Genomic DNA, 22,702 nt, shown 5'->3' on the forward strand with positions numbered 1-22,702 from the left:
TCACGAGAGCCACTGGAGTCTGTTGTGTCTGCTGTCCGGAATGTGTTGGTGATCGGCGCCGGTTCCGCCGGTACCGCCGCCGCGATCCTGCTCGCCGAGGCCGGGATATCGGTCGATATCGTCGAGGCCAAACCCGATATCGCCGCGCTGGGGTCCGGTATCACCTTGCAGGGCAATGCCTTACGTGTTCTTCGTCGGCTGGGAGTCTGGGACGAAGTGTGTGCGAAGGGTTACGCCTACGACACTCTGGGCCTGCGCGCTCCGGACGCCGCGGGCACCCTGCTGGTCGAACTCGACGAGCTGCGCTCCGGCGGCCCCGACCTGCCGGCCAACATGGGTATGTTCCGGCCCGACCTCGCCCGCATCCTGGTGAACCGGGCCGCCGCGGCGGGCGCGAAGATCCGCTTCGGTCTCGCCCCCACCGGCCTGGCGGCCGACGAGCGGGGCGTGACCATCGACTTCGCCGACGGATCCACCGGCCGCTACGACCTCGTCGTCGGCGCGGACGGTATCCATTCGTGGACGCGGCGCACCCTCGGCATCGATATCGAGCCGCGGCCCACCGGGATGGGTATCTGGCGGCTGTTCGCGCCGCGTCCGGCGTCGATCACCCGCACCGATCTGTACTACGGCGGCCCGGCCTATATCGCCGGCTACTGCCCGACCGGCCCGGACACCCTCTACGCCTACCTGGTGGAAGACGCCCGCGACGATGCCCGCCCGACACCGGAACAGGGCCTGGCCGCGATGCTCGAGCTGGCGGCGGCCTACCACGGACCGTGGGACGAGGTGCGGGCTTCGATGACCGACCCGGAGCGCATCAACTACGCGAAATTCGAAAGCCATGTGATCGACGGTCCGTGGAACCGCGGCCGGGTGGTGCTGATCGGCGACGCCGCGCACAGTTGCCCGCCGACCCTGGCGCAGGGCTGCGCCCAAGCGCTGGAGGACGCGGCCGTGCTGGCCGAGCTGCTGATCGCGCACGACACGGTCACCGAGAACCTGTGGCGGGAGTTCACCGATCGCCGGTTGCCCCGGGCGAAGGATGTCGTCGACTCCTCGGTCCAGCTCGGGCAGTGGCTGCTCGACGGTGAACAGGGCGATGTCGCCGGACTGATGACCCGTATCTCACACATGGTGGCCGAGCCCGCCTGAGCGGCGCGATCTCGGGCACCGGAATCGAAGGGCAGGAAATGAACGAACGACTGATCACCCATTTACGGCATGTCGATCTGGCCGTCCCCGACTACGACAAGCAGTTCGAGTTCTACACGAATATGTGGGGGCTGGAACCGCAGACGACCGAGAACGGCCTCGCCTTCCTCGCCGCGGCGGGCTCGCCCGAACAGTATTCGGTGCGCCTGCGCAAAGCCGAGGAGAAGCGACTGGACCTCATCTCGTTCGGCGCCGCGACCCCGGCCGATGTGGACACCATGGCCGAACGGCTGGCCGCCGACGGAGTGAAGCTGGTCAGCCAACCCGGTGAACTGCAAACCCCCGGTGGCGGTTACGGTTTCCGGTTCTTCGACAACGACGGCCGCACGCTCGAGGTGTCTTCGGACGTGGCCGTGCGACAGCACCGCAAGGTCGAGGAGGGGGAGTCGGTGCCGGTCAAGCTGTCGCATGTCGTGATCAATTCGCCGAATCCCGAAGCGACCGTGGGCTTCTATCAGAAGCATCTGTCCTTCGCCTTGTCCGATACCCTCTTCCACCCGCATATGGGCGAGATGATGTGGTTCCTGCGGACGAACCGGTTCCATCACAGCATCGCCATCGCACGATGCCCGCACGTCTCACTGCATCACGCCTCGTTCGAGATGCGCGGGATCGACGAATACATGCGCGGCACCGGCCGGCTGCTGCGCGGCGGAGTGGAGAAGGTGTGGGGCCCGGGCCGGCATATGGCCGGTAACAACACCTTCAGCTACTTCCTCGACCCGCACGGCAACACCGTCGAATACACCACCGAACTGGAGGAACTCGACGAGGACACCTGGCATCCGCACCTGTACGACTTCTCCGATCCCACGGTGAGCGACCAGTGGGGCACCGCGAATCCGATGGAGGAATTCGTGGCGAAGAAATCGTTCAACGACCCCGACCGCGGCTGCTTCGTCGCGCCTCCGGTCTGATGCGGCTCGCGACCTTCACCGCGCCCGGCCTCGCGGAACCCCGCGTCGGGGTGGTCGACGGTGACACGGTGTACCCGTTCCCTGCCGGGCTGAGCATGCGCGACGTGATCGACGCCGGCTTGCCCGAAGCGCACCGGCTGGCCCGGGACGCCCGCACCCTGGAAACCGGGCGCGGGCTGGACGAGGTGCGGCTGCGGGCCCCGCTGCGGCCGGCGTCCATTCGCGACAGTGTGGCGTTCGAGGAGCACGTCGAAGGCGTGCGGCGCAGTGTGGACGGCAAATCCGGGGTGCCCGACGCCTGGTACGACGCGCCGACGTTCTACTTCACCAACCCGCACGCCGTCCTCGGACCGGACGACGCGGCGCTGTTCCCGGCGACCTGCGCGGTGCGTGATTTCGAACTCGAGGTCGCCGTGGTGCTGGGCCGAGCCGGCCGGTCGCTCACCGAGGAACAGGCGCGGCAGGCGATTTTCGGATACACGATCATGAACGACTGGTCGGCGCGGGATCTGCAGAGCCGGGAGATGCAGGTTTCGCTGGGGCCCGCCAAAGGCAAGGATTTCGCGACGAGCCTGGGGCCCTGGATCGTCACCGCCGACGAACTCGACCCCTACCGCGACGCCGACGGGTTCCTCGACCTCGATTGCGCGGTGACCGTCAACCGTGCCGAAATCGGCCGTGACGTGCTCAGCAACGCGGGCTGGACCTTCGAATCGATGATCGCCTACGCCTCGCGCGACAGCGGGGTCGTACCCGGTGACGTGATCGGTTCGGGCACCGTCGGCAACGGTGGCTGCCTCGGTGAACTCTGGGGCCGGCGCGGCGAACAGGACCCGCCGCCGCTGCAACCGGGTGACGTCGTGACGCTCACCGTCGAGGGCATCGGTGCGCTGAGCGGCCGGGTCGGAGTCGCCGATCCGGCACCCCCGCTGAGCCCCGTGCGGCGCCGCGACCACGGGGCCTTCCGCCGGGACCGGTCATGAGCACGCTCGCCGGACGCACTGTGATCGTCACCGGGGCCGGATCGGGGATCGGGGCCGCGGTGACGGCCGCGGTCACCGCCGCCGGTGGTCACGTGGTAGCGGTCGATCGGGACGCCGGGGACGGTATCCGCCGGCTCGACGTGCGCGACCCGCGGGACTGGTCGGCGCTGGTCGACGACCTCGCCGGCGAACCGGTCCACGGCCTGGTCAACTGCGCGGGTGTCACCTGGCGGGCGCGGCTCGGGGATGTCACCCCCGACGCCCTCGCCGATACGTACGCGGTGAACGTCGGCGGCCCGGTGCAGGCGATCCAGGCGCTCTCGCCGTCGATGCCGGCCGGCGGTTCGATCGTCCTGATCGGTTCGCTCGCCGGCTATCAGGGCCACTATCCGCTGGCCTACACGACCAGCAAATGGGCGGTCCGCGGCCTCACTCACACGGCGGCCCTGGAACTCGGCGCACGCGGAATCCGGGTCAACACCGTGCATCCCGGTTTCATCGAAACCCCGATGACCGCCTCGGCCCCCGCGGAATTCCGGGACGCCTCGATCGCGGCCGCGCCGCTGGGCCGTGCGGGCAGCCCGGAGGAGGTCGCGTCCGTCGTCGTGTTCCTGCTCGGCGACGCTGCCTCCTACGTGACCGGAGCGGAGATCCCGGTCGACGGCGGTGCCGCCTCGCACGCGGGCGCGAAACCCGTCTCCGATGCCCTGCGCCCGCTCTATCAGCCCCCACACCCCACCCACTGAGCAGAGGAAATCATGTTCGAATACTTTCCGGGCAACTACATCTGGAATCTCGGCGTCGTCGCGACACTCAACAGCGGCGGCCTGATCGACGAGGTCGACCGCGCCTGCCGTCCCATCCGAGAACTCGCCGCCCAGGGCGCCGATGTGGGCACCACCGAATTCATGGCCGCCTGGCGCGCCGTCGCCGACCGGCTCGAACAGCAGGCCGTGGAGGCGGAGAAAGCCGGGCATACGCGCACTGCCGGGCAAGCGTATTTCCGTGCGTCGGTGTATGTCGCGCAGGCGGAGCGGATGCAGAGCGCGAAGGATTCGAGTCGTAACGCCGAGTATCAGCGCAGTGTGGATCTACTGCTGAAATCGTGCGCGCTGATCGACCCCGCGACCACCAAGGTCGAGATCCCCTACGAGGGCACCACCCTGCCCGCGTACTTCCACAACGCCTCGGCCGACGGCAGCCCGACGCCGGTGATCATCATGTGGAACGGCCTGGATTCCACCAAGGAGATGATGGTCGGCGCCGGAGTTCACACCGAGCTCGCCGCTCGCGGTATCTCCACCCTCATGGTCGACTGCCCCGGCAGCGGTGAGGCGCTGCGGTTGCAGGGGCTCACCGCCCGGATCGACACCGAGGTATGGGCCGCCGCCTGCGTCGACTGGCTCGAAGCCCGCCCCGATATCCGCACCGACCGGATCGGGCTGGCCGGCTGGTCGCTCGGCGGCTACTACGTTCCGCGCGCCGCGGCATTCGAGAAGCGTCTCGCCCTGTGTGTGGCCTGGGGCGCCAACCACAACTGGGGCGCGGTGCAGAAACGCCGGCTCGACCGCGAGGGCGAGAACCCGGTCCCGCACTACTGGGACCACGTGCTGTGGGTGTGGGGGCAGCCCGATATCCCGACGTTCATCGAGTTCGCCGAGGATATCCACCTCGACGGCGTGGTCGAGCAGATCACCGTGCCGTTCCTGATCGCGCACGGTGAGAAGGACCGGCAGATCCCGCTCGAATACGCGCACCGCTCCTACGACCAAGCGGTCAACAGCCCCAAGCGGGAACTGCGGATCTTCACCCCGGAAGAAGGCGCGACCGAACATATCGGCCTCGACCATCTGCCACACGTCACCACCTTCATCGCCGACTGGGTGCGCGACACCTTCACCGAACTCGACGGAGGCGCGTTCGCATGAACCCCGAAGAACTGGACCGCACCGATCCCGAGGGCACCATCGCCGCCGCGGCCGCACGCGTATCGAATTGGGGCCGTTGGGGTCCCGACGACGTCCTGGGCACCATGAACTTCCTCGACGACGACACCCGCCGCGCCGCGGCCACCGCGATCCGCACCGGCCGTTCCTTCTCCCTGTCCCAGTCCTTCGATATGGACGGCCCGCAGAAGGGCTGGCGCCGGCGCACCAACCCCGTACACACCATGCTCGACACCGGCACCGACGCCGTCGCCGGAATCCAGGGCTTCCCACACGGACTCGGCGGCGCCGACGATGTGATCGCCATGCCCCTGCAATGCTCCACCCAATGGGACGGCCTCGGCCATATCTTCGACCACGGCCACGCCTGGAACGGCCGCCCCGCCGACCGGGTCGTCACCAGCCTCGGCGACCAGGTCACCGGTATCGAAACCGTCGCCGACGTCATCTGCGGCCGCGGCGTCCTGCTCGACGTGGGCCGGGCGATCGGCGAAAACGGCGAACTTCCCGACGGTTTCGCGATCACCCAGGCGCACCTCGAGCAAACCATCGCCGCCCAGGGCCCCACCGCGGAGGTCCGCCGCGGCGATATCGTCGTGGTCCGCACCGGCCGGCTCACCCGCGCCCGCCGCGACGGCTGGGGCGAGTACGCCGGCGGCCCCGCCCCCGGCCTGTCCTTCACCACCGCCGACTGGCTGCACGGTACCGAAATCGCCGCGATCGCCACGGACACCTGGGGTTTCGAAGTCCGCCCGAACGAATTCGACGTCGCCTTCCAGCCACTGCACCAGGTCGCGATCCCGCAGATCGGCCTCTTCATCGGCGAAATGTGGGACCTCGACGCACTGGCCGAAGCCTGTGCCGCCGACGGCAACTACGACTTCTTCCTCACCGCCGCCCCGCTCAAAATCACCGGCGCGGTCGGCTCCCCGGTCAACCCGATAGCGGTGCGATGAACTGACGAACAAACTGTCGGTGCCGCCCAGTAGTTTGCCGAATATGCCTGGGGAACCGTCTAATCCACACGACGCGCTGTTCAGATACGTCATGTCTCGGTCGGTCGATGTCGCCGGAGAATTGCGGGCGGTTCTACCGGCGGCGTTGGTCGCGCGGGTGGACTGGGACAGCCTGGCGCTGGAGCCCGGCAGTTACGTCTCCACAGGACTGCGCTCACGCTACAGCGATGTACTCTTCCGGGCCCGGATCGATGGACGCAACAGCTACATCTATCTCCTCGTTGAGCATCAGAGCCGCCCGGACCGGTTCATGCCGTTGCGCATGATGGAGTACGTGATCCGGATCTGGGACCGGTTCCTGGAAGACAATCCCAAAGCCAAGTTGCTGCCGGCGGTGGTTCCGGTGGTGGTCCACAACAGCCCGGTCGGCCGCCACTGGAACACGCCCACGGAGCTGGTCGAGCTGATCGACGTTCCGGCGGGGCTGGAGTCGGCACTGGGTGATCATCTACCGCGGTTGCGGTTGATCCTGGACGACCTGTCGCGAGTTGACATCAAGGCTCTGCGAGCGCGGGAGTTGACTCCGGCTGCGCGGGTGATGCTGGTGGTGCAGAAGGTCGCACCGGGTAACCCGAACCTCGGTCGCGACCTGTTGCCGCTGGTGGACGATCTGCACGCGCTGGTCGCAGAGCCTAACGGCTTGGATGACCTGCGGTGTGTGGTGACGTATATTTTTCTTGTCGGTGAGACCGGGGAGGATGAGCTGGGCCCGGTGATCGATGAGCTCGGACCCCGAGCCAAGGAGGTCATTGTGACAACAGCTGAGCGGCTGCAGGCCGAAGGGCGCGCCAAAGGACGTGTGGAGGGGCGCGTGGAGGGGCGCGCGGAAGCTTTGGTGGAGACGCTGACCGAGCTGCTGACCATCAAGTTCGGGCCGTTGCCCGCTACCGCTGCGGACCGGATTCGTTCCGCCGGCAACGGGCAGCTGCAGGCATGGACCCGGCGCGTGCTGACCGCGACAAGCCTCGACGAGGTTCTCGATCGCACCTGAGCACACTCCGGCAGCGACTGCTGTGCGGTCAGCGGCGGCGGCCGGCGCAGGGGGCGGTGCGGGCGGTTTTGGCCTGGTCGACCTCGTCGTCGGTGAGGGCGCGGACCGGTAGGTCTTGGCGGGCGACGGTGTCGGCGCGGATGCCGTTGAGGGTGATGGCCAGGTAGCGGCGCCAGATCTCGGGGTTGATCGGTTTGGCGAATTCGGCGAGGCCGTCGACCATGTGGATCAGTGCGAAGAGATCCGAGGGTTCGATATCGGGTTGCAGAACGCCTGCTTCGCGGGCGCGTTGGACGATCGCGGCGACCGCTGGTTTGAGCCGGTCGCGCAGGCGGTGGAATCGTTCGGTCTCCAGGTCGAGTTCGAGAATGACCTCGCTGAAGCCGCGGTTGACGGCCATATGGCGGCAGGCGTAGTCGACGAATTCGACGACCCCGAGCCACGGGTCGGGATTGCGTAGGGCGCCCTCGGCGGCGTCGGCGAATTCGCCGAGATGGTGTTCGAAGACCTCGGAAATGAGTTCGGTTTTGTTCGCGAACCGGCGGTACACCGTGCCGACTCCCACGCCGGCGCGTTCGGCCACATCGTCGAGGGTGATCTCGAGTCCGCGGTCGGCGAACAGTTCACGGGCGGCCTCGACGATGCGTTGCTGATTGCGGACGGCATCGGCGCGCAGGCGCCGGGTGCGCAAGGTCGTGGCGGGTTTCACAGCCGAAGTCTATCAACGACGGGATTAAGTGGAGGCGTGATCTCCGTTATTGTGTTAGCGTTCAGGTAAGCGGAGATGCTTCCTCCATTTAACCAAGACCTTTCAAGGGGCGAGATGACTACCACGTTCGAACGCGGGCCATCCGCGCAGGAAAAACCGGCCAACAGGCGCGGCTCACACGCGCTGCGGTGGTGGGTTCTCGCCGTCCTCGGCGTCGCCCAGCTCATGGTCGTGCTCGACGCGACCGTGGTGAACATCGCACTTCCCGAGGCCCAGCGCGACCTCGGCTTCGACGATGCCAGCAGGCAGTGGGTGATCACCGGCTACGCGCTCGCCTTCGGCAGCCTGCTGCTACTCGGCGGCCGGCTCAGCGATCTGTTCGGCCGGCGCAACACCTTCATCGTCGGGTTGATCGGGTTCTCGGTGGCTTCCGCCATCGGCGGCGCGGCCGCCAACTTCGAGATGCTGGTCGCGGCACGCGTCGGCCAGGGCGTGTTCGGCGCACTGCTCGCGCCCGCGGCGCTCTCCCTGCTCACCGTCACCTTCACCGAACCGTCCGAACGCGCGAAGGCCTTCGGCATCTTCGGCGCCGTCGCCGGTACCGGTGGGGCCATCGGGCTGCTGCTCGGCGGTGCGCTCACCGAATGGGCGTCGTGGCGCTGGGTGATGTTCGTGAACCTGATCTTCGCCGCCGTCGCGCTGGTCGGCGCGGTACTGCTGCTGGCGCGGCATGCCGGCGGCACGCGGCCCAAACTCGATATCCCGGGGACCGCCGTGGTCACCGCGGCACTGTTCGCGATCGTCTACGGTTTCTCGCACGCCGAGAGCGAAGGCTGGACCGATTCGGTGACGCTGGCATTCCTCGTCGGTGGCGCAGCACTGCTCGCACTGTTCGTCTGGCTCGAAACCCGGGTCGCGCATCCGCTGCTGCCGCTGCGGATCGTGCTCGACCGCACCCGCGGCGGCGCCTACCTGGCGGTGTTCGTGATGGGTATCGGGATGTTCGCGATCTTCCTGTTCCTCACCTACTACATGCAGCTGACCCTGGGCTATTCGCCGATCATGACCGGTGTGGCGTTCCTGCCGATGGTCGCGGGCATGGTCGTCTCGTCGACCACGACGCCGTCGCTGCTGCTGCCGAAGGTCGGCCCCAAGGTGGCCGTCAGCGGTGGGTTCGCGATCGCCGCGCTCGGTATGGCCTGGCTGACGCAGATCGGGCTCGACACCGGCTACACCACCCATATCCTGCCCAGCCTGATCCTGCTCGGTCTCGGCCTCGGCGCCGCGATGTCGACGGCGTTCCAGAGTGCCACCGCCGGTGTCCGCCACGACGACGCCGGGGTCGCGTCGGCGATGATCAACACCAGCCAGCAGGTCGGCGGTTCCATCGGTACGGCGCTGCTGAGCACGATCGCGGCCTCGGCCGCCGGTGACTACCTGGCCGGCCGGACGCCGAGCCAGATCACCGTCGCCCAGTCGGCGATCGAGAGCTACACCACCAGCTTCGCCTGGGCTGCGGGTGTTTTCGTGATCGGTGCGGTGGTGCTCGCCGCGCTGCTGCCGAATACGATCCCGGCCCCCGCGGAAGGCGAACCGGTGCTCGCGCACTGACACCACGCAGAACGTGTGCCCGCCTTCGCACTACGCGGAGGCGGGCACAGGTGTTTCGACGGACGGCGTCCGGCCGGGTCAGGATTCCGGCGGCAGGATCGGCGAGCTGAAGACCTCTTCGAGCGGGGTGGGCCCGGTGTAGCGGCGGCAGCCGCAGCGCACCCATTCGCGCAGACCGCTGGTTCCCCGGCGGGAGAATTCGGCGTGGCAGGTACCGGATTCGCGGTCGTGCAACGCCAGATCGTGACCGCAACCGCAGCGTGCGGGAAGTTGTTTCCGGTTCGGCCGGGCGCTGCGGCGATGCCCGAACCGGCCGATGGCCCAGCCGAGCGCGACCAAGCCCGCGCCGATACCGAGGCTGAGAGGATCGAGCATGGTTACAGTATATGTATACGCATAGCCGATTCGGCCAGTAGCGATCGGCCGACGACCGTCCACGGGGCCCGCACAGTCGAACTGCGTACGAATACGGGCCGCACTGTAGTGTCCGGAACGTGCGTGGTGGGAGTAGCAGAATCCGGCGGAACATCGTTGCGGCGGTCTTGTCGGCGGTAACGCTGTCCGGTTGTGGTCATTCGGTATCCGGGACTCCGGTCGCCGCGGAGACCGGTTCCGAATCGGCGGTGCCCGGATCGGCGGCGGTGCCCGAGTTGGCGGCGATCGCCGGTGAATGGGCCGGTTCCTACACCTGCGCGCAGGGCGATACCGGCCTCACCTTGACCGTCGAATCCAGCGGCCGGAGCATCTTCGAGTTCCATCCACTGGGCGCCGACAACGCCGCGGAGTCGGGCAGTTTCGAAATGCTGGCCACGGCCGACGGTGACCAGGTGGAGTTCGACCAGGTCCGCTGGATCGAGCACCCCACCGGCTACCTCATGGTGGACCTCGTCGCCACCGATATCACCGGCGATACGATGCGGGGCAACGTGGACGGCGCCGGTTGCACGACATTCCGGGTCAGCCGGGATCGTTCCTGAACTCCGCCACCCTCGTGATCATCGCGGTGGCCGCACTTCGAGCAATCGGCGTCGGCCACGAGTGATCGGGGTGGTCTCGGGCACCCGGGCCACCGGCGTAACCGGTGAACCGGGTGTCGGGGACAGAGGTCCGCTCAGCCCGCGGGGCGGGTCGCGCGGCGGGGACGGCGGCCGCGCGCGGTATCGGCGCTCGACTGCGCCGATCCGGTGGCCCGCCTCGTGTCCGGCTGGCTCCGTTGTGCCGTACCGGTTCGACGGCTCGACTCATGGCTCGACGCGGCCGCGCGGCCCCCGGCGCGACCCGCCGAACTCCCGCGCCGTCCGCCCGAACCGCGCGCCCCGGCATGTTCGGCGGCACCGGACCTCTCGCCCTGGCGGGATCGGGTGCTCGTCGCTTCGGCCCGGCCGCGTTCGCCGGACCGCTGGTCGGTAGCCGTCGCCGAATCGGCGCGGCCGGAAACGCGTCCGTTCCCGCCGCCGCGGCGGCCGCGGGTGCCCCGGCTGCCGCGCGGGCTACCCTGCGTTTCCCGCGCCCTGCCGGGCTCCGGCGGTACCGGACTCCCGGCCGGGACCACGGGGAGGGTGCCATCCGAGAGGTCGGCGAGGATCGGCGAGTCGAGGGTGACGGGTCGCGGTTGCACGGTGATACCGGCTTTGCGCAACAGCGCCGCGACATCCTTGCGCTGTTCGGGCAGCACCAGCGTGACCACGGTGCCCTCGGTGCCCGCGCGTGCCGTGCGGCCGGAGCGGTGCAGGTAGGCCTTGTGCTCGGCGGGCGGGTCGACATGCACGACCAGTTCGAGATCGTCGACGTGGATACCGCGCGCCGCGATATCGGTCGCGACCATGACGCGGGCGGTGCCCGCGGCGAACGCCGCCAGGTTGCGGTCGCGGGCCGGCTGCGAGAGGTTGCCGTGCAGGTCGACCGCGGCGATGCCCGCGCGCGTCAGTTCACCGGCGAGCCGGCGGGCGTGATGTTTGGTGCGCATGAACAGGATTCGCCGTCCGCTGCCCGCGGCCAGCACCTTGACGATGTCCTTCTTCGCCGCGGCGCCCGCGATCTCGAAGACGTGGTGTTCCATCTTGGGCGGCGGGGCGTCGGCCTCGTCCACCGAATGGGTGACCGGCGCGTGCAGGAAGCGGTCGACCAGTTTCCCGACCCCGTTGTCCAGGGTGGCCGAGAACAGCAGGCGCTGCCCGTTCGCGGGCGTCGCCGCCATGATCCGGGTGACGCCGGGCAGGAAGCCGAGGTCGGCCATATGGTCGGCCTCGTCCAGTACGGTGATCCGCACCTTGTCGAGGGCGACCGCCCGCTGCTTCATCAGGTCCTCGAGCCGGCCCGGGCAGGCGACGACGATATCGATACCTTGTTTCAGGGCTTTGGCCTGGCGGTTCACCGGAACACCGCCGAATACGGTGGTCACTCGCAGCCCGCGCACCTGGGCCAGGGGCGTGAGGGTGGCCGCGATCTGGGTCGCGAGCTCACGGGTGGGGGCGAGGACCAGTCCGGTGGGACGGCCGGGGGCGCGCTCGGCGCCGGCGAGCCGTTCGACCAGCGGAATCGCGAAGGCCAGGGTTTTGCCGCTACCGGTTTTGCCGCGGCCGAGGACATCGCGGCCGGCGAGGCTGTCGGGCAGGGTGGCGGATTGGATGGGGAACGGCGCGGAGATCCCCGCGGCCGTGAGTGAATCGACGACTCCGCTGGAGACGCCGAGAACGGTGAAATTCTGCGCGTCGGCAGTGTGGGCAGACATGAAGTATGGGCGCCTTTCGGCATCGGAGGTGATACCGCGACATCCGATCGGACCGATGTCCGCGCCTCGGGGGGCGGTGTCGCGGGTCCCGACGCGAAAAGCCAGGTATCCCGCGACGGAGGAGTACATGCTTGCTCGCTGGCGCAGGTACTGCAGTCACCCTACAGCACGCTTCCGGCAATTCCGGTATCCACGAACACCGCGGTAGGTCCGGCAGGTATTCCGCTGCCGGGATTTCCGCACGTCTTTCCCGGTATACGGATTCATCCCGAACGCGACCTATATCACTTCGGGCTGTGCTGTGGCGGTGCGCTGCGCGCCCCGCGCCGGGATTCCGGTCACGTAATCGGCGCCGGGTGTCCCGTACCTTCCCGGCGGTACATCGCTACCGCCCGGCAAACGTCCGAACGCTCTGCGCGTAATCGTCCGGCGGCCGGAACGGTCCGGTCCGGTGCTGTGAATTACCAATGCGCACCGCGTTTTTCGCGAACAGTGGAGACAGAGGTATGCCGGTAACATTACGCTGTCACCGGCGGTACAACCAATTGAAGCGCTCCAATTCCATACACCCTCCGGGCGTGGTATATCTCTGCTGCGGCGCCCGTCCGGGCTCCGGCGAGTTCGTTGAAGAAGAGTGTGCGCGTGTCCAATCCAATCGATCCCACCCGCGGGCAGAATCCGAGTCCGCATTCGCCGGCACGTGTCGCGCCGGGCGCCCGTGCCGGTGATCCCGTGCAGCGCGTGACACTCGTCTCAGGGATCGGTTTCGCACTGGCGATCGTCGGTTTGGTCGTGACCATGCTCGTCGCCCCGGCCTCGGGTGAGGCCGATTCGGAGACCGATGTCGCGGCCACTTCCACCGAAAGTCCCGCCACCCCGGCCGCGCCGCCACCGGCCCCGGCCACCACGGTCCCCGTCCAGCAGTACCTGGCCGATCTGCCGCCGGTCGGTAGCACCGCCTATACCGGGGCGATCCCGGTGAACGGCGTGTCCTACCAGCACGCCATCTACCAGCAGTTCAGTGGCTGTGCGACCGAGGTGAGCCACACCTACGACCTGAACGGTGAATGGTCGCGCTTCGCCTCGTCGATCGGCGTGGCCGACGGTGGGAACTCCGCGGCGGTGCTGCGGTTCGAGGTGATCGCCGACGGCGCATCGATCTTCTCTTCCGGCAATATCCGGGTGGGCGAGCCGCCGAAGATCGAGGTCCCGGTGACCGGCGTGCAGGATCTGACGATCGGTTTCACACTGGTGGGCGGGAATACAGGGAGCTGCACCGCGCTGGGCAACGGGGTCTGGGGCGACCCGACTCTCACCAAGTGAGCCCCGGACCACTGCGTCTGTAGCCCCTTCTGGGCGAGCCCGATCCCCGACGGCCGTGACCTCGCCGGGCGACGCCGGGCCCGCACTCCGGTGTGAATTGATTTCTGGTGCGAATGTTTCGGTCGAGCGTCCCTCGACAGCCGGTGGAACCGCTGGGTTCCGGCGGGCATGTTGATCACACCTGGTATTTAGCGGACGATTTCACGAGAAATTATTTGTCGTGCGCCGGCCTTCGCAACTTTCCGATAGCCGGCACCCGGTAGTGCTCTCGATCGTCTCGACGGCGCTACGGACCCGCATACACTTGGATTCGCCGGCAGCGGCTGCGGTGCCGAAAGAGGTAGTGTTTCTGTTCTCGGCGGTGCAAAAGTGAATTCGGTCGGTTCTGCACCCACCCGGTGTAGTCGCAGGCACAGTATTCCGCGCCCCTTCGTCCGATCCGGACGCACAACAGAAGAAGCTCCACAGATGTGAATACCGCAAACGATCTGAAGCTCTTCGAGTTAGGGGAAGCCGATGCGGGTGATGGTTCTGGGTGGGGACGGATTCTGCGGCTGGCCGAGCGCGTTGCATCTCTCGGCGGCCGGCCACGACGTCACGATCGTGGACAGCCTGGTCCGCCGGGAGATCGACTGTGAACTGGGTGTGCGATCGCTGACGCCCATCCACGAGCCCGCCGAGCGGCTGGCCGCGTGGCGCGAGGTGAGCGGCCACGATATCGATCTCGTCGGTCTGGATATCGCCCACGAGTACGACGAGTTCGCCGAACTGCTGGCGGCCGTACGGCCCGATACCGTTGTGCACTTCGCCGAGCAGCGCGCGGCGCCGTATTCGATGAAGTCGCCACGGCACAAGCGCTACACGGTGGACAACAACATCAACGGCACCCACAATCTGCTCACGGCCGTGGTCGCGCTCGGGCTGGATGTCCATATCGTGCACCTCGGCACCATGGGCGTATACGGCTACGAAAGTGTGCCGGTGGATCTGCCCGAGGGGTATCTCACCGTCAGCTATCCGGGGCGTGACGGGAAAATGTATTCCCGCGAGATCCTGTATCCCACCCAGCCGGGCAGCGTTTACCATCTGACGAAATCACTCGATCAATTGCTTTTCCAGTTCTATGCCCGCAACGACGGCGTGCGGATCACCGATCTGCATCAGGGCATCGTCTGGGGAACGCAGACCGGCGAAACCGCGCGCGACCCGCGCCTGATCAACCGTTTCGACTACGACGGCGATTTCGGCACCGTACTCAACCGGTTCCTGGTGGAGGCCGCGATCGGTTTCCCGCTGACCGTGCACGGAACGGGCGGGCAGACCCGGGCTTTCATCAATATCAACGATTCGATCCGCTGTATCAGGATGGCGGTGGAATCGGGCGATACGGTGTGCGGTGCGGTGCGGGTGATGAATCAGATCACCGAAACACATCGGGTCGCGGATCTGGCGCGTCTGGTGGCGGGCGCGCTCGGCGGAGAGGTGCATCCGGTACCCAATCCGCGGCAGGAAGCCGACGAGAATCAGCTCGCGGCCCGCAACGACCGGCTGCTCGCTCTCGGCTTGAAACCGATACCACTGGATTCGTGCCTGCTCACCGCGGAAGCCGACATCGCCCGGAAATACTGTGACCGGGTCGACACCGGCCGGATACCGAGTCGCTCGTATTGGAACGAGACCCGTAAATCGGTGGTCGAGGAGCAGGAGGTTTGAGCGAAGACGACGAAAAGGAACCGGCCGGCGGGCCGCCGGGCGACCGGCCGGAATCCGAGCCCGAACACTTTCGCGGCGAGCGGGGCCGCACCGTCCCGCGCTCCGCCTGGTGGATTCTCGGTATCGCGCTGGTGCTGCTGCTCGCGTTCATCGTCGCCCGCCCGTCGTGGTTCTCCCGCGATTTCGACGACACCAGCTTGCATGTGCCCGCGGAGCGCCATTTCGCCAAAACCCTCGCCGGCCTCGGCTACCCGGACGGTGGTCGTCTGAGCGACCGCAGCCCCTCGATCACCCTGCCCGTCACGCTGCCCGTCGATTCCGAACGGGAGCAGACCCGGCTGCACCTGCGCGGCACCACACAGGTGCCGCAGGACAGTACGGTGTTCCTCGTCGTCGATATGAACGGACAGCAGGTCTACAAGAGCGAGCTGGCCCGCGGCGACAACCCGCTCGATGTGCTGGTGGACGTCCCTCCGAACCTGGCTGCCGACGGACAGCTGCGGGTGCGGGTGCATACCGAGGGCACCGTGAACAACGCCGTGTGCGTGAGCGACCGGTCGGCGGGGATGCAGATCGATCTCGACCCGGAGACGGTGGTGGAGGCCGCGCTCGCCGAGCCGGTCCACACCCTCCGTGATGCGGTCGCCGCATGGGACCGCCGGCTCACGGTGGTACTCGCCGACCGGAGCGAATCGTGGCGGACCACGGCTGCCCAGCTCGGCGTGGAACTGAGCCGGTCCGGATATCAGGTGACCTTCGCCGAGACCCTCCCGGATGCCGGGATACAGAGTTCGATCCTGGTCGGGCCGGCCGCGAGTTCGGCCGAGCTGGCCGGCTGGGACGCCCCCGAGACCGCGGACAACGGGATCGCCCTGGGCACGGTCGACGACACTCCGATCGTGGGCGTGGTCGAACCGGACGGGTATCTCGCCGCCCGATTCCTGACCGCTCCCGCCGCGGCCACCGCCGATTCCGCCGCGAGCACGCCCCGCACGCTGCCGGCACCGCCGCTCACCGGCGACGCGGTAGGCCTGGACGCGCTCGGCGCCGATATGTCGGTCGGGCAGATCGCCGAATCCCGGCGCTGGAATATCGGTTATTCGCTCGCCGACCTCCCCGGCGGGCGAATTCCGCGCGCAATCCGGGTAGACCTGCAACTGCCCGACTCGCCCGACGACCTCACCTGGATGCTCGATACCGAACTCAACGGGCAGCTCCTCGACAGCCGGCGACTCGACCGCAACGCGCGCGAGGTCGTCATCCCGCTGCCCGCCACCGCCCAATCGCTCGGCAACCAGCTCACGTTGACCGTCCAGCGCGATCGCGACCTCGGCGGTTGCGATGTGCGGGTCACCAGCTACCCGATTCAGCTGACTGCGGCCTCGGCGCTGGAACTGGGCGACGAGCCGGGCGTGGGATTCACCGCGCTGCCCCGCGACCTCGCCCCCGGCTTCGCGGTCTACCTGCCCGATCCCGGTACCGATGTCGTCGGCCTGCTCGATGCCACCGTCGCGGTGCTGACCGAATTCGTGCCCGCGCAGTACACCCCCGAATTCCGGTGGAACACCCAGCCGGCACCCGGTGAACCGTTCGTATTGATCGGGCAGAGCCCCGAGGTGCCGGTCCTGGTGCGTATCCAGGACGGACGGCTCATGGCCGGCCCGGGGCCGTCGGCGCTGGACCTCTCCGCGCCCGATGATGCGCTCATCGTGGAACGTGCCATGAGTCGCGGCGGCGCGGCCGGGCTGGTGATTCAGGCCGTCGGTGCGCCGGGAGCGGTGCCGCTGCCCACGTTCGGGCGGGAAAGTGCCCAGGTGATCACGCCGCAGGGCAGTTTCGTCGTCAACGGCGACGGCACGGTGGCCACCGCCGGAACCGGGCGCACGGAACAGCCCAGATGACCGAGCCGCACGAACCCGGCCGGTCGCCGTCGGCGATCAGCGGCTACTTCCGTTCGGTCGACAGCGCGCCCGCCGGGCTGGCGGTGGACCGGCCGGCCGCCGCGGCCAACGGTTTCCTGGTCACCTTCGCCGGTCTGACCATCCTGGCCATGTGCGCGCGCATGTACCTGGTGCATGCGGAATACTTGGTGCAGCCGAACGATCTGGTGCTGTTCGCCAATGACCGCGGCAATGTGGTGGTGCCGACGCGGCTGTTCATTGTCATCTTCTTCGTCACCTACGCCTGCTACGCGTACTCGAACGTCTGGCGCCGGGTTTTCCTGGGGCTGGCGTTACTGGGGAAGTTCGCGGTGTTCTGCGTGGTCGTCGATTCCATCGGCTGGGCGCTGGATCACCTGCACCTGCTCGATATTCCGGTACTCGGCCAGCAGGCCGTATCCGGTCTGATGGCCTTGGCCATCCTGCCGCATACGATTCTGCGGCAGGCGCGGCTGCCGGAACGCGGACCACCCCCGCTGAACCCGCGGACATCGCCCTCGGCGTACGTGAAGCTGTTCGCCTGCCTTATCGTGGCGTGCCTGGGGGCGCTTGCCGCGATGCAGCTCTTCTTCGGCGTGGTCGAAACCATGCGCGCCTGGGCGCTGCTCGGCGGGATCGGGCCCGGTGTCTTCCTGGTCCAGCAGATCTTCGCGGTGGCGACCGCAGTATTCGGCCGGCGCACCCTGCGCCGGTCGCGGCGAGCCGAGTTCGCGCCCCCGGTCGCGGTACTCGTGCCCGCCCACAACGAGGCACACGATATTGCCGCCACCATCGCCTCGGTGGACCGCGCGGCCCGCACCTACACCGGCCGGATCCGTCTCTACATCGTCGACAACGCCTCCACCGACGATACGGCCGCGGTGGCGCGGCAGGCGATCGCCGAATGCACCAACATCACCGGGGAACTGCTCGACTGCCCGACACCAGGAAAGGCGATCGCGCTGAATCTGGGTATCCAGCGGATCACCGAGGAGTTCGTGGTCCGGATCGACGCCGACACGGTGATCGGGCCCGGCTGTCTGCAGACCGCCATGCGGCATTTCGCGAACCCTCGGGTGGGTTCGGTGGGAGGTATGCCGATGCCGATGGCGGAGAAAACCTGGATCGACAAGGTACGGCTGGTGGAAGTGCTGATGCGGCACGGCTTCTTCCAAGTTTCGCTGGATGGTTATCAGGGCGTGCTAGGTGTTCCGGGAATGTTCGCGATCTACCGCCGGAACGTGCTGCGGCAGGTCGGCGGAATGGTGGAGGGGATGAACGGCGAGGACACCGATATCTGTATCCGGCTCACGGCGGCGGGATATCACACCCTCGCCGATCCGAAAGCGATCTATTACAGCGAGACACCGTTGTCCTACGCGCATCTGCGCGAACAGCGGGTGCGCTGGTTCCGCAGCATCTACCACATCACCGCGCACAACCGGTCCATTCTGCTGGACCGACGCTCGATGACCGGCACCTTCGTACTGCCGTTCCAATTGGTGAACGCCGCCCGCCGGGCGATGCTGGCGCCGCTGTTGCTGTTCGCGCTCATCGCCGAATTCGCGTTCCAGACGATCTTCACCGGAATGCGCTGGCAACCCGTGCTCGCCACCGTTCTGGGCATGCCGCTGATCATGACGGTGTTCATCTGCCTGCTGCTGCGCCCGAGCGCCGTACGGTATGTCCCCGCCTATCTGTGCTTCCGGGTACTGCGCAGCTATTTCACGCTGGCGGCCGCGCTGAGCTTGGTGTATCCGCCGATGCATCCGCGGAGGCCGCGCCGCCGGCAGGTACCGTCCCGGCCGGCGACCGACCGATCGCCGGAGCAGCGGAGTGGCGACACGAGGGTTCCGGTCGCCTCCGGATCGGGGCGGGCTGCGAAGGTTTGAACACACGCAAATCGTTGCTGTGTCGTATTTTCGGTACCGGGTCGAATTGTGGACCGTTCCCGGGAATTCATTGCAGAAGTTTCATGGAAAATCCGCTCGGCGGGCACGTGTCCACCAACCGTTGTTCGATTCGACACGCCGCGAAATCGGGCCGTTTATCCAATATTCGTTCTGTTACTGTTCCGCGCATGAAATCCACCTCGAGCAGGCTTATTTCGTGTGCGTTGGGTGTGGTCACCTTGATAGTCGCGCCCATCGTCGCGGCGCCCGCCGGTAACGCCGAAGTGGTGTATCTACCGCCGCACGAGAAGACCTTCCACAGCGAAGGCGGCCCGACCTTCGTCGTGGGACATCGGAACGAAACGATCAACAAGGTGCTGCCGCTGAATGCCTCGGGGACCGTCCGTGAGGTCTTTCTGTCCGGCGAAGCCTACAGTTCGGTCGATTGGGGTGGCGGCGGTGACTTACGAGTCGGCTACCACGTGGGCTGCGCGGTGGAACTCAACAATGCCTCGGCCCACGGGAGCGCCACCTCCACATCGGGCAGTATCTCGGTGGGCATCGGGCCGGGCCAGGTGGCGGATGTCGAACTGATGAAGAAAAAGATCGTCAGCGATGTACCGGGCCGCCTGATCTATCACGACGTCCACCTGGTGGTCAACGGATGTATCGGCCCGGCCGTGATCCGCCAGTACGCCGAGATCCAGATGAAGTCCGACAAGGTGGACGAAGTCGGCGTCGTCTACGGCGATCCGCTCTGGATCTGACTCGGAACGTGGGGAGGTCGTGCGGATCCGCCAGTCCAACGATCGATCCCGGAACCCCGGGTCCCTCGGGCCCGGGGTTCTGCTCTGCCGGTGGCGGTGTACGCACCGTCATTCGGGAATGCGCACCTCGTCCGGGGTCTTGTCCGCCCGCAGGCCGCGCCAGCTCGGGTGACGCAGCCCGTCTCCGGTGTATTCGCGGTATTCGATATCGCCGACGAGTATCGGCTCCACCCAATGCGGGGTGCCGGGCCGGCCGCGGCCGGGTGTCAGCGGGAAGAGGGGATCGCGGCGGGCGAGGTCGTCGAGGCGGGCCCGCAGGGAACGCCGGTCGGCGAAGGTGAATCCGGTGCCGACATTGCCGATGTGGATCAGGTTGCCCGCCGGATCGTGGGCGCCGAGGATGAGCGAACCGAATGTTCCGGTCATCGTGCCGCTGCCCGAGGTCCAGCCGGCGACGATCGCTTCGGTGGTCCGGCGGAACGGCGTTTTGATCCAGTCGGGGGAGCGCCGGCCCGGCCGGTACTGCGAGTCGATCCTTTTCGACACGATCCCCTCGAGCTGGTTGTCCCGGGCCGCGGCCATGACCTGCTCGGCGCCGACCTCCAGCCAGTACGGCGGTGTCTGCACCGGCGTGGTGGTGAACCCGAGATCCTGTAGCCGTTCCCGGCGCTGCAGATACGGTGCGCCGGTGACGGTTTCGCCGTCGGCGGCCAGCACATCGAACAGGAACAGCTGAACCGGTACGGCCCGGACCAGCGCACCGCCCGGCCGCGCGACATGCATCCGGCGTTGCAGCAGCGCGAACGACGGCACCCCGGCCGGTGTCTGCGCGATGATCTCCCCGTCGAGCACCAGGTCACGGTCCCCGGCGCCCGCGGCCAGTGCGGTCACGAGCTCCGGATAGGAGTCGGTGATCTCCCGCCGGTTGCGGCTGTAGAGCCGGCAGGCGCGGTCGCGGCAGACGACGATCGCGCGTACCCCGTCCCATTTCATCTCGATCGCCCATTCCGGGGTATCGGGTGCGCGGCCCGCCACCGCGAGCATCGGCGCCGGCACCGCCGGCCCGGTCAGGACATGGCCCCGTCGTCGCGGACGGGCGGGTCCGGCGCCACCACCCGTGGGCACGCGTAAGCCGGCGTGCGGTAGCCCGGCGCCCGGGGCCGGGAAGGGGTGAGTCTGCGCCACATCATCTCGGCAGCGGTCCGCGAGCCTGCTCCGGATGCCATGACGTCCTCCCGTCGTACGCGGGTAATGCCTGGTCAGCCGCAGAATACGGGGGCGTTCGTGCGCATCTCGAGCAGACACGCGGAGCGCGGCTCGTCCGTAATGTCGGGTCATCCGGGCCCTGGGGCCTGCCGGGGGACAGGGAACTACCCGAGACCTGAACGCGACCGGAATCGCCGGGCCGGTGCTCCCGAGCGGGTCTCGGCCGGCCCGGCGGGTGGGCTACAGGGGTATCTCGAGGTGCACGGTCTGGAACCCTGGATGCGGTCCGCGCGCGTCGTGGATGATCCGCCCGAAGGTGAGCCAGAATTCCAGAGCTCCCGGCGTCCTGGCATCCGTGTGGAGATAGAGCCGGTCGAACTCCGGGGTCGCGCGAACGTGCTCGACCGCGGTGCGGACCAGCCGGGTGGCCAGACCGCGCCGATGGTGTTCGGGTCGCACGTAGACCCGGAACAGTTGGGCGGTGCGGTGGTCGGGGAACTCGTCGGCGAGCCGGGCCGGATGCGGTGGATGACGCGGGCCCTGGGCGCGGATCGCGGTGGTGGCGACGATGCGGCCCCCGTGTTCGGCGACCCAGAGCCGGTTGAGCGGGTGGCGGAGATACGCCGTTTCCGGGTCGATCACGTCTTGATGGTGTTCGGGCAGGTAACCGATACCGAACACTTCGTAGAAGGTGTCGAGCATAACGCTGCGTGCGCCGGGAAGGTCCTCGGCGCGAGCGGTGCGCAACCGGTAGGCGGTGGCCGCGGGCGCGCTCATCGCTGCGCCTCGAGTTCACGGTCCAGCACTTCGAGTCCTTCGACGGCGACCGGGCCGGGCCCGGTGTAGCCGAACGGCACCGCGATGATCCGGTTCGTGCGGACCGCGCGCAAGCCGGCCAATTCGGGGCGCGCCCGCAAGGCCGCTCGGGCCGATTCGGGTGTCTGGCTGCCCTGGGTCAGCAGGATGATCACCTCCGGGTCGCGCTGGATGAGGGTTTCGGTGTTGGCGTCGAAATTGCGTTTCGCGACATCGCCGAAAATGTTGTCCAGGCCGAGGATTCGCATCTGGGTGGCAACGGTGCTGGTGCTGCCGTAAGCGCTGAGTTTGGTTCCGTCGCGGGAGATGATCAGTGCCGCCGCCGAGGTGGCAGGGTGATCGGCGGGGTGCCGGTCCGCAATGGCCGCGACCCGCTGTTTCAGTGCGGTGACCTCGGCATTCGCCGCCGCCGAGGTGCCGAACAGCCGGCCGTACAACTCGATATCGGAGAAAATATCCTCGAAACTGCCCGCGGCGTCGCGGCAGTATCCGCGGGTTACCAGCAGCGGGATGTTCACGCGCGCCAGATCGTCCGGTGTCACCGCGGCGCCCTCGAAACTCACCACGAGGTCCGGGGTGCGGTTGATGATCTCCTCCCGCGCGAGTTCCCCGGTGGGTGCGGTGACCTCGATATCCTTCAGCGCCTCCTCGTACCGGCCGGGGAACGGCGCGGTTTCGAAGGTCCGGGTGACGATGCGATCGGCCGCGCCCGCGGCCGCGATCAGTGGGGCCGCGACGGACCCGACCGTCACCACCCGCTGCGGCGCGGTAGCGAAGGTGACGTCGCGGCCGCAACTGGAGATTGTCATCGGAAACCCTTCCGCCGCCGCGGCGGGTGCGGGGCCGGAACCGCCGCAGCCGGTGAGCAGCGCCGCGGCGAGCAACGCGACCGGTAACGGCGCGAATCTGGTGAGACCTGTGGACACAATGATCGGTGTTCCTTTCCT

At 67.7% G+C, this 22,702-nt stretch carries 20 protein-coding genes; 14 read left to right on the forward strand and 6 right to left on the reverse strand.

What is annotated here, in order from left to right:
• The first annotated feature begins 24 nt into the window (after positions 1 to 24).
• The 7 genes from ACQEVO_RS03100 to ACQEVO_RS03130 are packed head-to-tail and all read left to right on the forward strand — an operon-like array spanning position 25 to position 7,068.
• Positions 25 to 1,155: an FAD-dependent monooxygenase gene (locus ACQEVO_RS03100; RefSeq protein ID WP_432908679.1), complete on the forward strand. Its 1,131-nt coding sequence runs from the start codon at positions 25 to 27 to the stop codon at positions 1,153 to 1,155.
• 38 nt (positions 1,156 to 1,193) lie between these two features.
• Complete coding sequence (locus tag ACQEVO_RS03105) at positions 1,194 to 2,132, forward strand: VOC family protein (RefSeq protein ID WP_432908681.1); 939 nt, start codon at positions 1,194 to 1,196, stop codon at positions 2,130 to 2,132.
• On the forward strand, positions 2,132 to 3,115 hold the full coding sequence (locus tag ACQEVO_RS03110) for a fumarylacetoacetate hydrolase family protein (RefSeq protein ID WP_432908683.1): 984 nt from the start codon (positions 2,132 to 2,134) through the stop codon (positions 3,113 to 3,115). The genes ACQEVO_RS03105 and ACQEVO_RS03110 overlap by 1 nt, the downstream gene beginning before the upstream one ends.
• On the forward strand, positions 3,112 to 3,861 hold the full coding sequence (locus ACQEVO_RS03115; RefSeq protein WP_432908685.1) for an SDR family NAD(P)-dependent oxidoreductase: 750 nt from the start codon (positions 3,112 to 3,114) through the stop codon (positions 3,859 to 3,861). Before ACQEVO_RS03110 ends, ACQEVO_RS03115 begins: the two co-directional genes overlap by 4 nt.
• Positions 3,862 to 3,873: 12 nt before the next feature.
• On the forward strand, positions 3,874 to 5,043 hold the full coding sequence (locus tag ACQEVO_RS03120) for an alpha/beta hydrolase family protein (RefSeq protein WP_432908687.1): 1,170 nt from the start codon (positions 3,874 to 3,876) through the stop codon (positions 5,041 to 5,043).
• Positions 5,040 to 6,017: a cyclase family protein gene (locus ACQEVO_RS03125; RefSeq protein ID WP_432908689.1), complete on the forward strand. Its 978-nt coding sequence runs from the start codon at positions 5,040 to 5,042 to the stop codon at positions 6,015 to 6,017. Before ACQEVO_RS03120 ends, ACQEVO_RS03125 begins: the two co-directional genes overlap by 4 nt.
• Before the next feature lie 43 nt (positions 6,018 to 6,060).
• The gene (locus tag ACQEVO_RS03130) at positions 6,061 to 7,068 is read left to right on the forward strand and encodes an Rpn family recombination-promoting nuclease/putative transposase (RefSeq protein ID WP_432908691.1); all 1,008 of its coding nucleotides are present in this window, start codon (positions 6,061 to 6,063) and stop codon (positions 7,066 to 7,068) included.
• Positions 7,069 to 7,096: 28 nt separating this feature from the next.
• Here the strand turns inward: ACQEVO_RS03130 and ACQEVO_RS03135 are convergent, their stop codons facing one another.
• A complete protein-coding gene (locus tag ACQEVO_RS03135) occupies positions 7,097 to 7,777 on the reverse strand; it encodes a TetR/AcrR family transcriptional regulator (protein ID WP_432908693.1) in 681 nt (226 codons plus the stop codon).
• 114 nt (positions 7,778 to 7,891) lie between these two features.
• On the opposite strand from ACQEVO_RS03135, the gene ACQEVO_RS03140 reads away from it, so the two are divergent.
• Positions 7,892 to 9,388 (forward strand): MFS transporter, encoded by a 1,497-nt coding sequence (locus ACQEVO_RS03140; RefSeq protein WP_432908695.1) that lies wholly within the window; start codon positions 7,892 to 7,894, stop codon positions 9,386 to 9,388.
• Between the two features lie 78 nt (positions 9,389 to 9,466).
• Here ACQEVO_RS03140 and ACQEVO_RS03145 read toward each other — a convergent pair whose 3' ends face one another.
• Positions 9,467 to 9,763 carry a hypothetical protein gene (locus ACQEVO_RS03145; RefSeq protein ID WP_432908697.1) on the reverse strand — a complete coding sequence of 99 codons (297 nt, stop codon included), beginning with the start codon at positions 9,761 to 9,763 and terminating at the stop codon, positions 9,467 to 9,469.
• Positions 9,764 to 10,029: 266 nt separating this feature from the next.
• On the opposite strand from ACQEVO_RS03145, the gene ACQEVO_RS03150 reads away from it, so the two are divergent.
• Entirely contained in the window at positions 10,030 to 10,365 is a 336-nt protein-coding gene (locus tag ACQEVO_RS03150; RefSeq protein WP_432908699.1) for a hypothetical protein, read from the forward strand.
• A 134-nt stretch (positions 10,366 to 10,499) separates the two neighbouring features.
• On the opposite strand, the gene ACQEVO_RS03155 is transcribed toward ACQEVO_RS03150, so the two are convergent.
• Entirely contained in the window at positions 10,500 to 12,119 is a 1,620-nt protein-coding gene (locus tag ACQEVO_RS03155) for a DEAD/DEAH box helicase (protein ID WP_432908701.1), read from the reverse strand.
• Positions 12,120 to 12,761: 642 nt separating this feature from the next.
• Here ACQEVO_RS03155 and ACQEVO_RS03160 point away from each other — a divergent pair.
• The 5 genes from ACQEVO_RS03160 to ACQEVO_RS03180 all read left to right on the forward strand — a co-directional run bounded on the left by ACQEVO_RS03160 (position 12,762) and on the right by ACQEVO_RS03180 (position 19,733).
• Entirely contained in the window at positions 12,762 to 13,442 is a 681-nt protein-coding gene (locus ACQEVO_RS03160; RefSeq protein WP_432908703.1) for an NPCBM/NEW2 domain-containing protein, read from the forward strand.
• A 516-nt stretch (positions 13,443 to 13,958) separates the two neighbouring features.
• Positions 13,959 to 15,155, forward strand: coding sequence for an NAD-dependent epimerase/dehydratase family protein (locus ACQEVO_RS03165; RefSeq protein WP_432908705.1), 1,197 nt, complete (start codon positions 13,959 to 13,961; stop codon positions 15,153 to 15,155).
• On the forward strand, positions 15,152 to 17,056 hold the full coding sequence (locus ACQEVO_RS03170) for a hypothetical protein (protein ID WP_432908707.1): 1,905 nt from the start codon (positions 15,152 to 15,154) through the stop codon (positions 17,054 to 17,056). The genes ACQEVO_RS03165 and ACQEVO_RS03170 overlap by 4 nt, the downstream gene beginning before the upstream one ends.
• The gene (locus ACQEVO_RS03175) at positions 17,053 to 18,966 is read left to right on the forward strand and encodes a glycosyltransferase (RefSeq protein ID WP_432908709.1); all 1,914 of its coding nucleotides are present in this window, start codon (positions 17,053 to 17,055) and stop codon (positions 18,964 to 18,966) included. Before ACQEVO_RS03170 ends, ACQEVO_RS03175 begins: the two co-directional genes overlap by 4 nt.
• 83 nt (positions 18,967 to 19,049) lie before the next feature.
• Complete coding sequence (locus tag ACQEVO_RS03180) at positions 19,050 to 19,733, forward strand: MspA family porin (RefSeq protein ID WP_432908711.1); 684 nt, start codon at positions 19,050 to 19,052, stop codon at positions 19,731 to 19,733.
• A gap of 108 nt (positions 19,734 to 19,841) precedes the next feature.
• Here the strand turns inward: ACQEVO_RS03180 and ligD are convergent, their stop codons facing one another.
• The 3 genes from ligD to ACQEVO_RS03195 form a co-directional block, all read right to left on the reverse strand.
• The gene (gene ligD / locus ACQEVO_RS03185) at positions 19,842 to 20,777 is read right to left on the reverse strand and encodes a non-homologous end-joining DNA ligase (protein WP_432908713.1); all 936 of its coding nucleotides are present in this window, start codon (positions 20,775 to 20,777) and stop codon (positions 19,842 to 19,844) included.
• Positions 20,778 to 21,179: 402 nt separating this feature from the next.
• A complete protein-coding gene (locus ACQEVO_RS03190; protein ID WP_432908715.1) occupies positions 21,180 to 21,716 on the reverse strand; it encodes a GNAT family N-acetyltransferase in 537 nt (178 codons plus the stop codon).
• On the reverse strand, positions 21,713 to 22,681 hold the full coding sequence (locus tag ACQEVO_RS03195) for an ABC transporter substrate-binding protein (protein WP_432908718.1): 969 nt from the start codon (positions 22,679 to 22,681) through the stop codon (positions 21,713 to 21,715). The genes ACQEVO_RS03190 and ACQEVO_RS03195 overlap by 4 nt, the downstream gene beginning before the upstream one ends.
• Positions 22,682 to 22,702 lie beyond the last annotated feature (21 nt).

The sequence above is a fragment of the Nocardia sp. CA-290969 genome (assembly GCF_050936135.1).
Classification (GTDB): Bacteria; Actinomycetota; Actinomycetes; order Mycobacteriales; family Mycobacteriaceae; genus Nocardia.

Bases quoted from the DNA above. Each gene is read 5' to 3' on its own strand.
- ACQEVO_RS03105 (WP_432908681.1), top strand. From the start codon at position 1,194: ATGAACGAACGACTGATCACCCATTTACGGCATGTCGATCTGGCCGTC.
- ACQEVO_RS03110 (WP_432908683.1), top strand. From the start codon at position 2,132: ATGCGGCTCGCGACCTTCACCGCGCCCGGCCTCGCGGAACCCCGCGTC.
- ACQEVO_RS03115 (WP_432908685.1), top strand. From the start codon at position 3,112: ATGAGCACGCTCGCCGGACGCACTGTGATCGTCACCGGGGCCGGATCG.
- ACQEVO_RS03120 (WP_432908687.1), top strand. From the start codon at position 3,874: ATGTTCGAATACTTTCCGGGCAACTACATCTGGAATCTCGGCGTCGTC.
- ACQEVO_RS03125 (WP_432908689.1), top strand. From the start codon at position 5,040: ATGAACCCCGAAGAACTGGACCGCACCGATCCCGAGGGCACCATCGCC.
- ACQEVO_RS03130 (WP_432908691.1), top strand. From the start codon at position 6,061: ATGCCTGGGGAACCGTCTAATCCACACGACGCGCTGTTCAGATACGTC.
- ACQEVO_RS03140 (WP_432908695.1), top strand. From the start codon at position 7,892: ATGACTACCACGTTCGAACGCGGGCCATCCGCGCAGGAAAAACCGGCC.
- ACQEVO_RS03145 (WP_432908697.1), bottom strand. From the start codon at position 9,763: ATGCTCGATCCTCTCAGCCTCGGTATCGGCGCGGGCTTGGTCGCGCTC.
- ACQEVO_RS03155 (WP_432908701.1), bottom strand. From the start codon at position 12,119: ATGTCTGCCCACACTGCCGACGCGCAGAATTTCACCGTTCTCGGCGTC.
- ACQEVO_RS03165 (WP_432908705.1), top strand. From the start codon at position 13,959: ATGCGGGTGATGGTTCTGGGTGGGGACGGATTCTGCGGCTGGCCGAGC.
- ACQEVO_RS03175 (WP_432908709.1), top strand. From the start codon at position 17,053: ATGACCGAGCCGCACGAACCCGGCCGGTCGCCGTCGGCGATCAGCGGC.
- ACQEVO_RS03180 (WP_432908711.1), top strand. From the start codon at position 19,050: ATGGAAAATCCGCTCGGCGGGCACGTGTCCACCAACCGTTGTTCGATT.
- ligD (WP_432908713.1), bottom strand. From the start codon at position 20,777: ATGCTCGCGGTGGCGGGCCGCGCACCCGATACCCCGGAATGGGCGATC.
- ACQEVO_RS03190 (WP_432908715.1), bottom strand. From the start codon at position 21,716: ATGAGCGCGCCCGCGGCCACCGCCTACCGGTTGCGCACCGCTCGCGCC.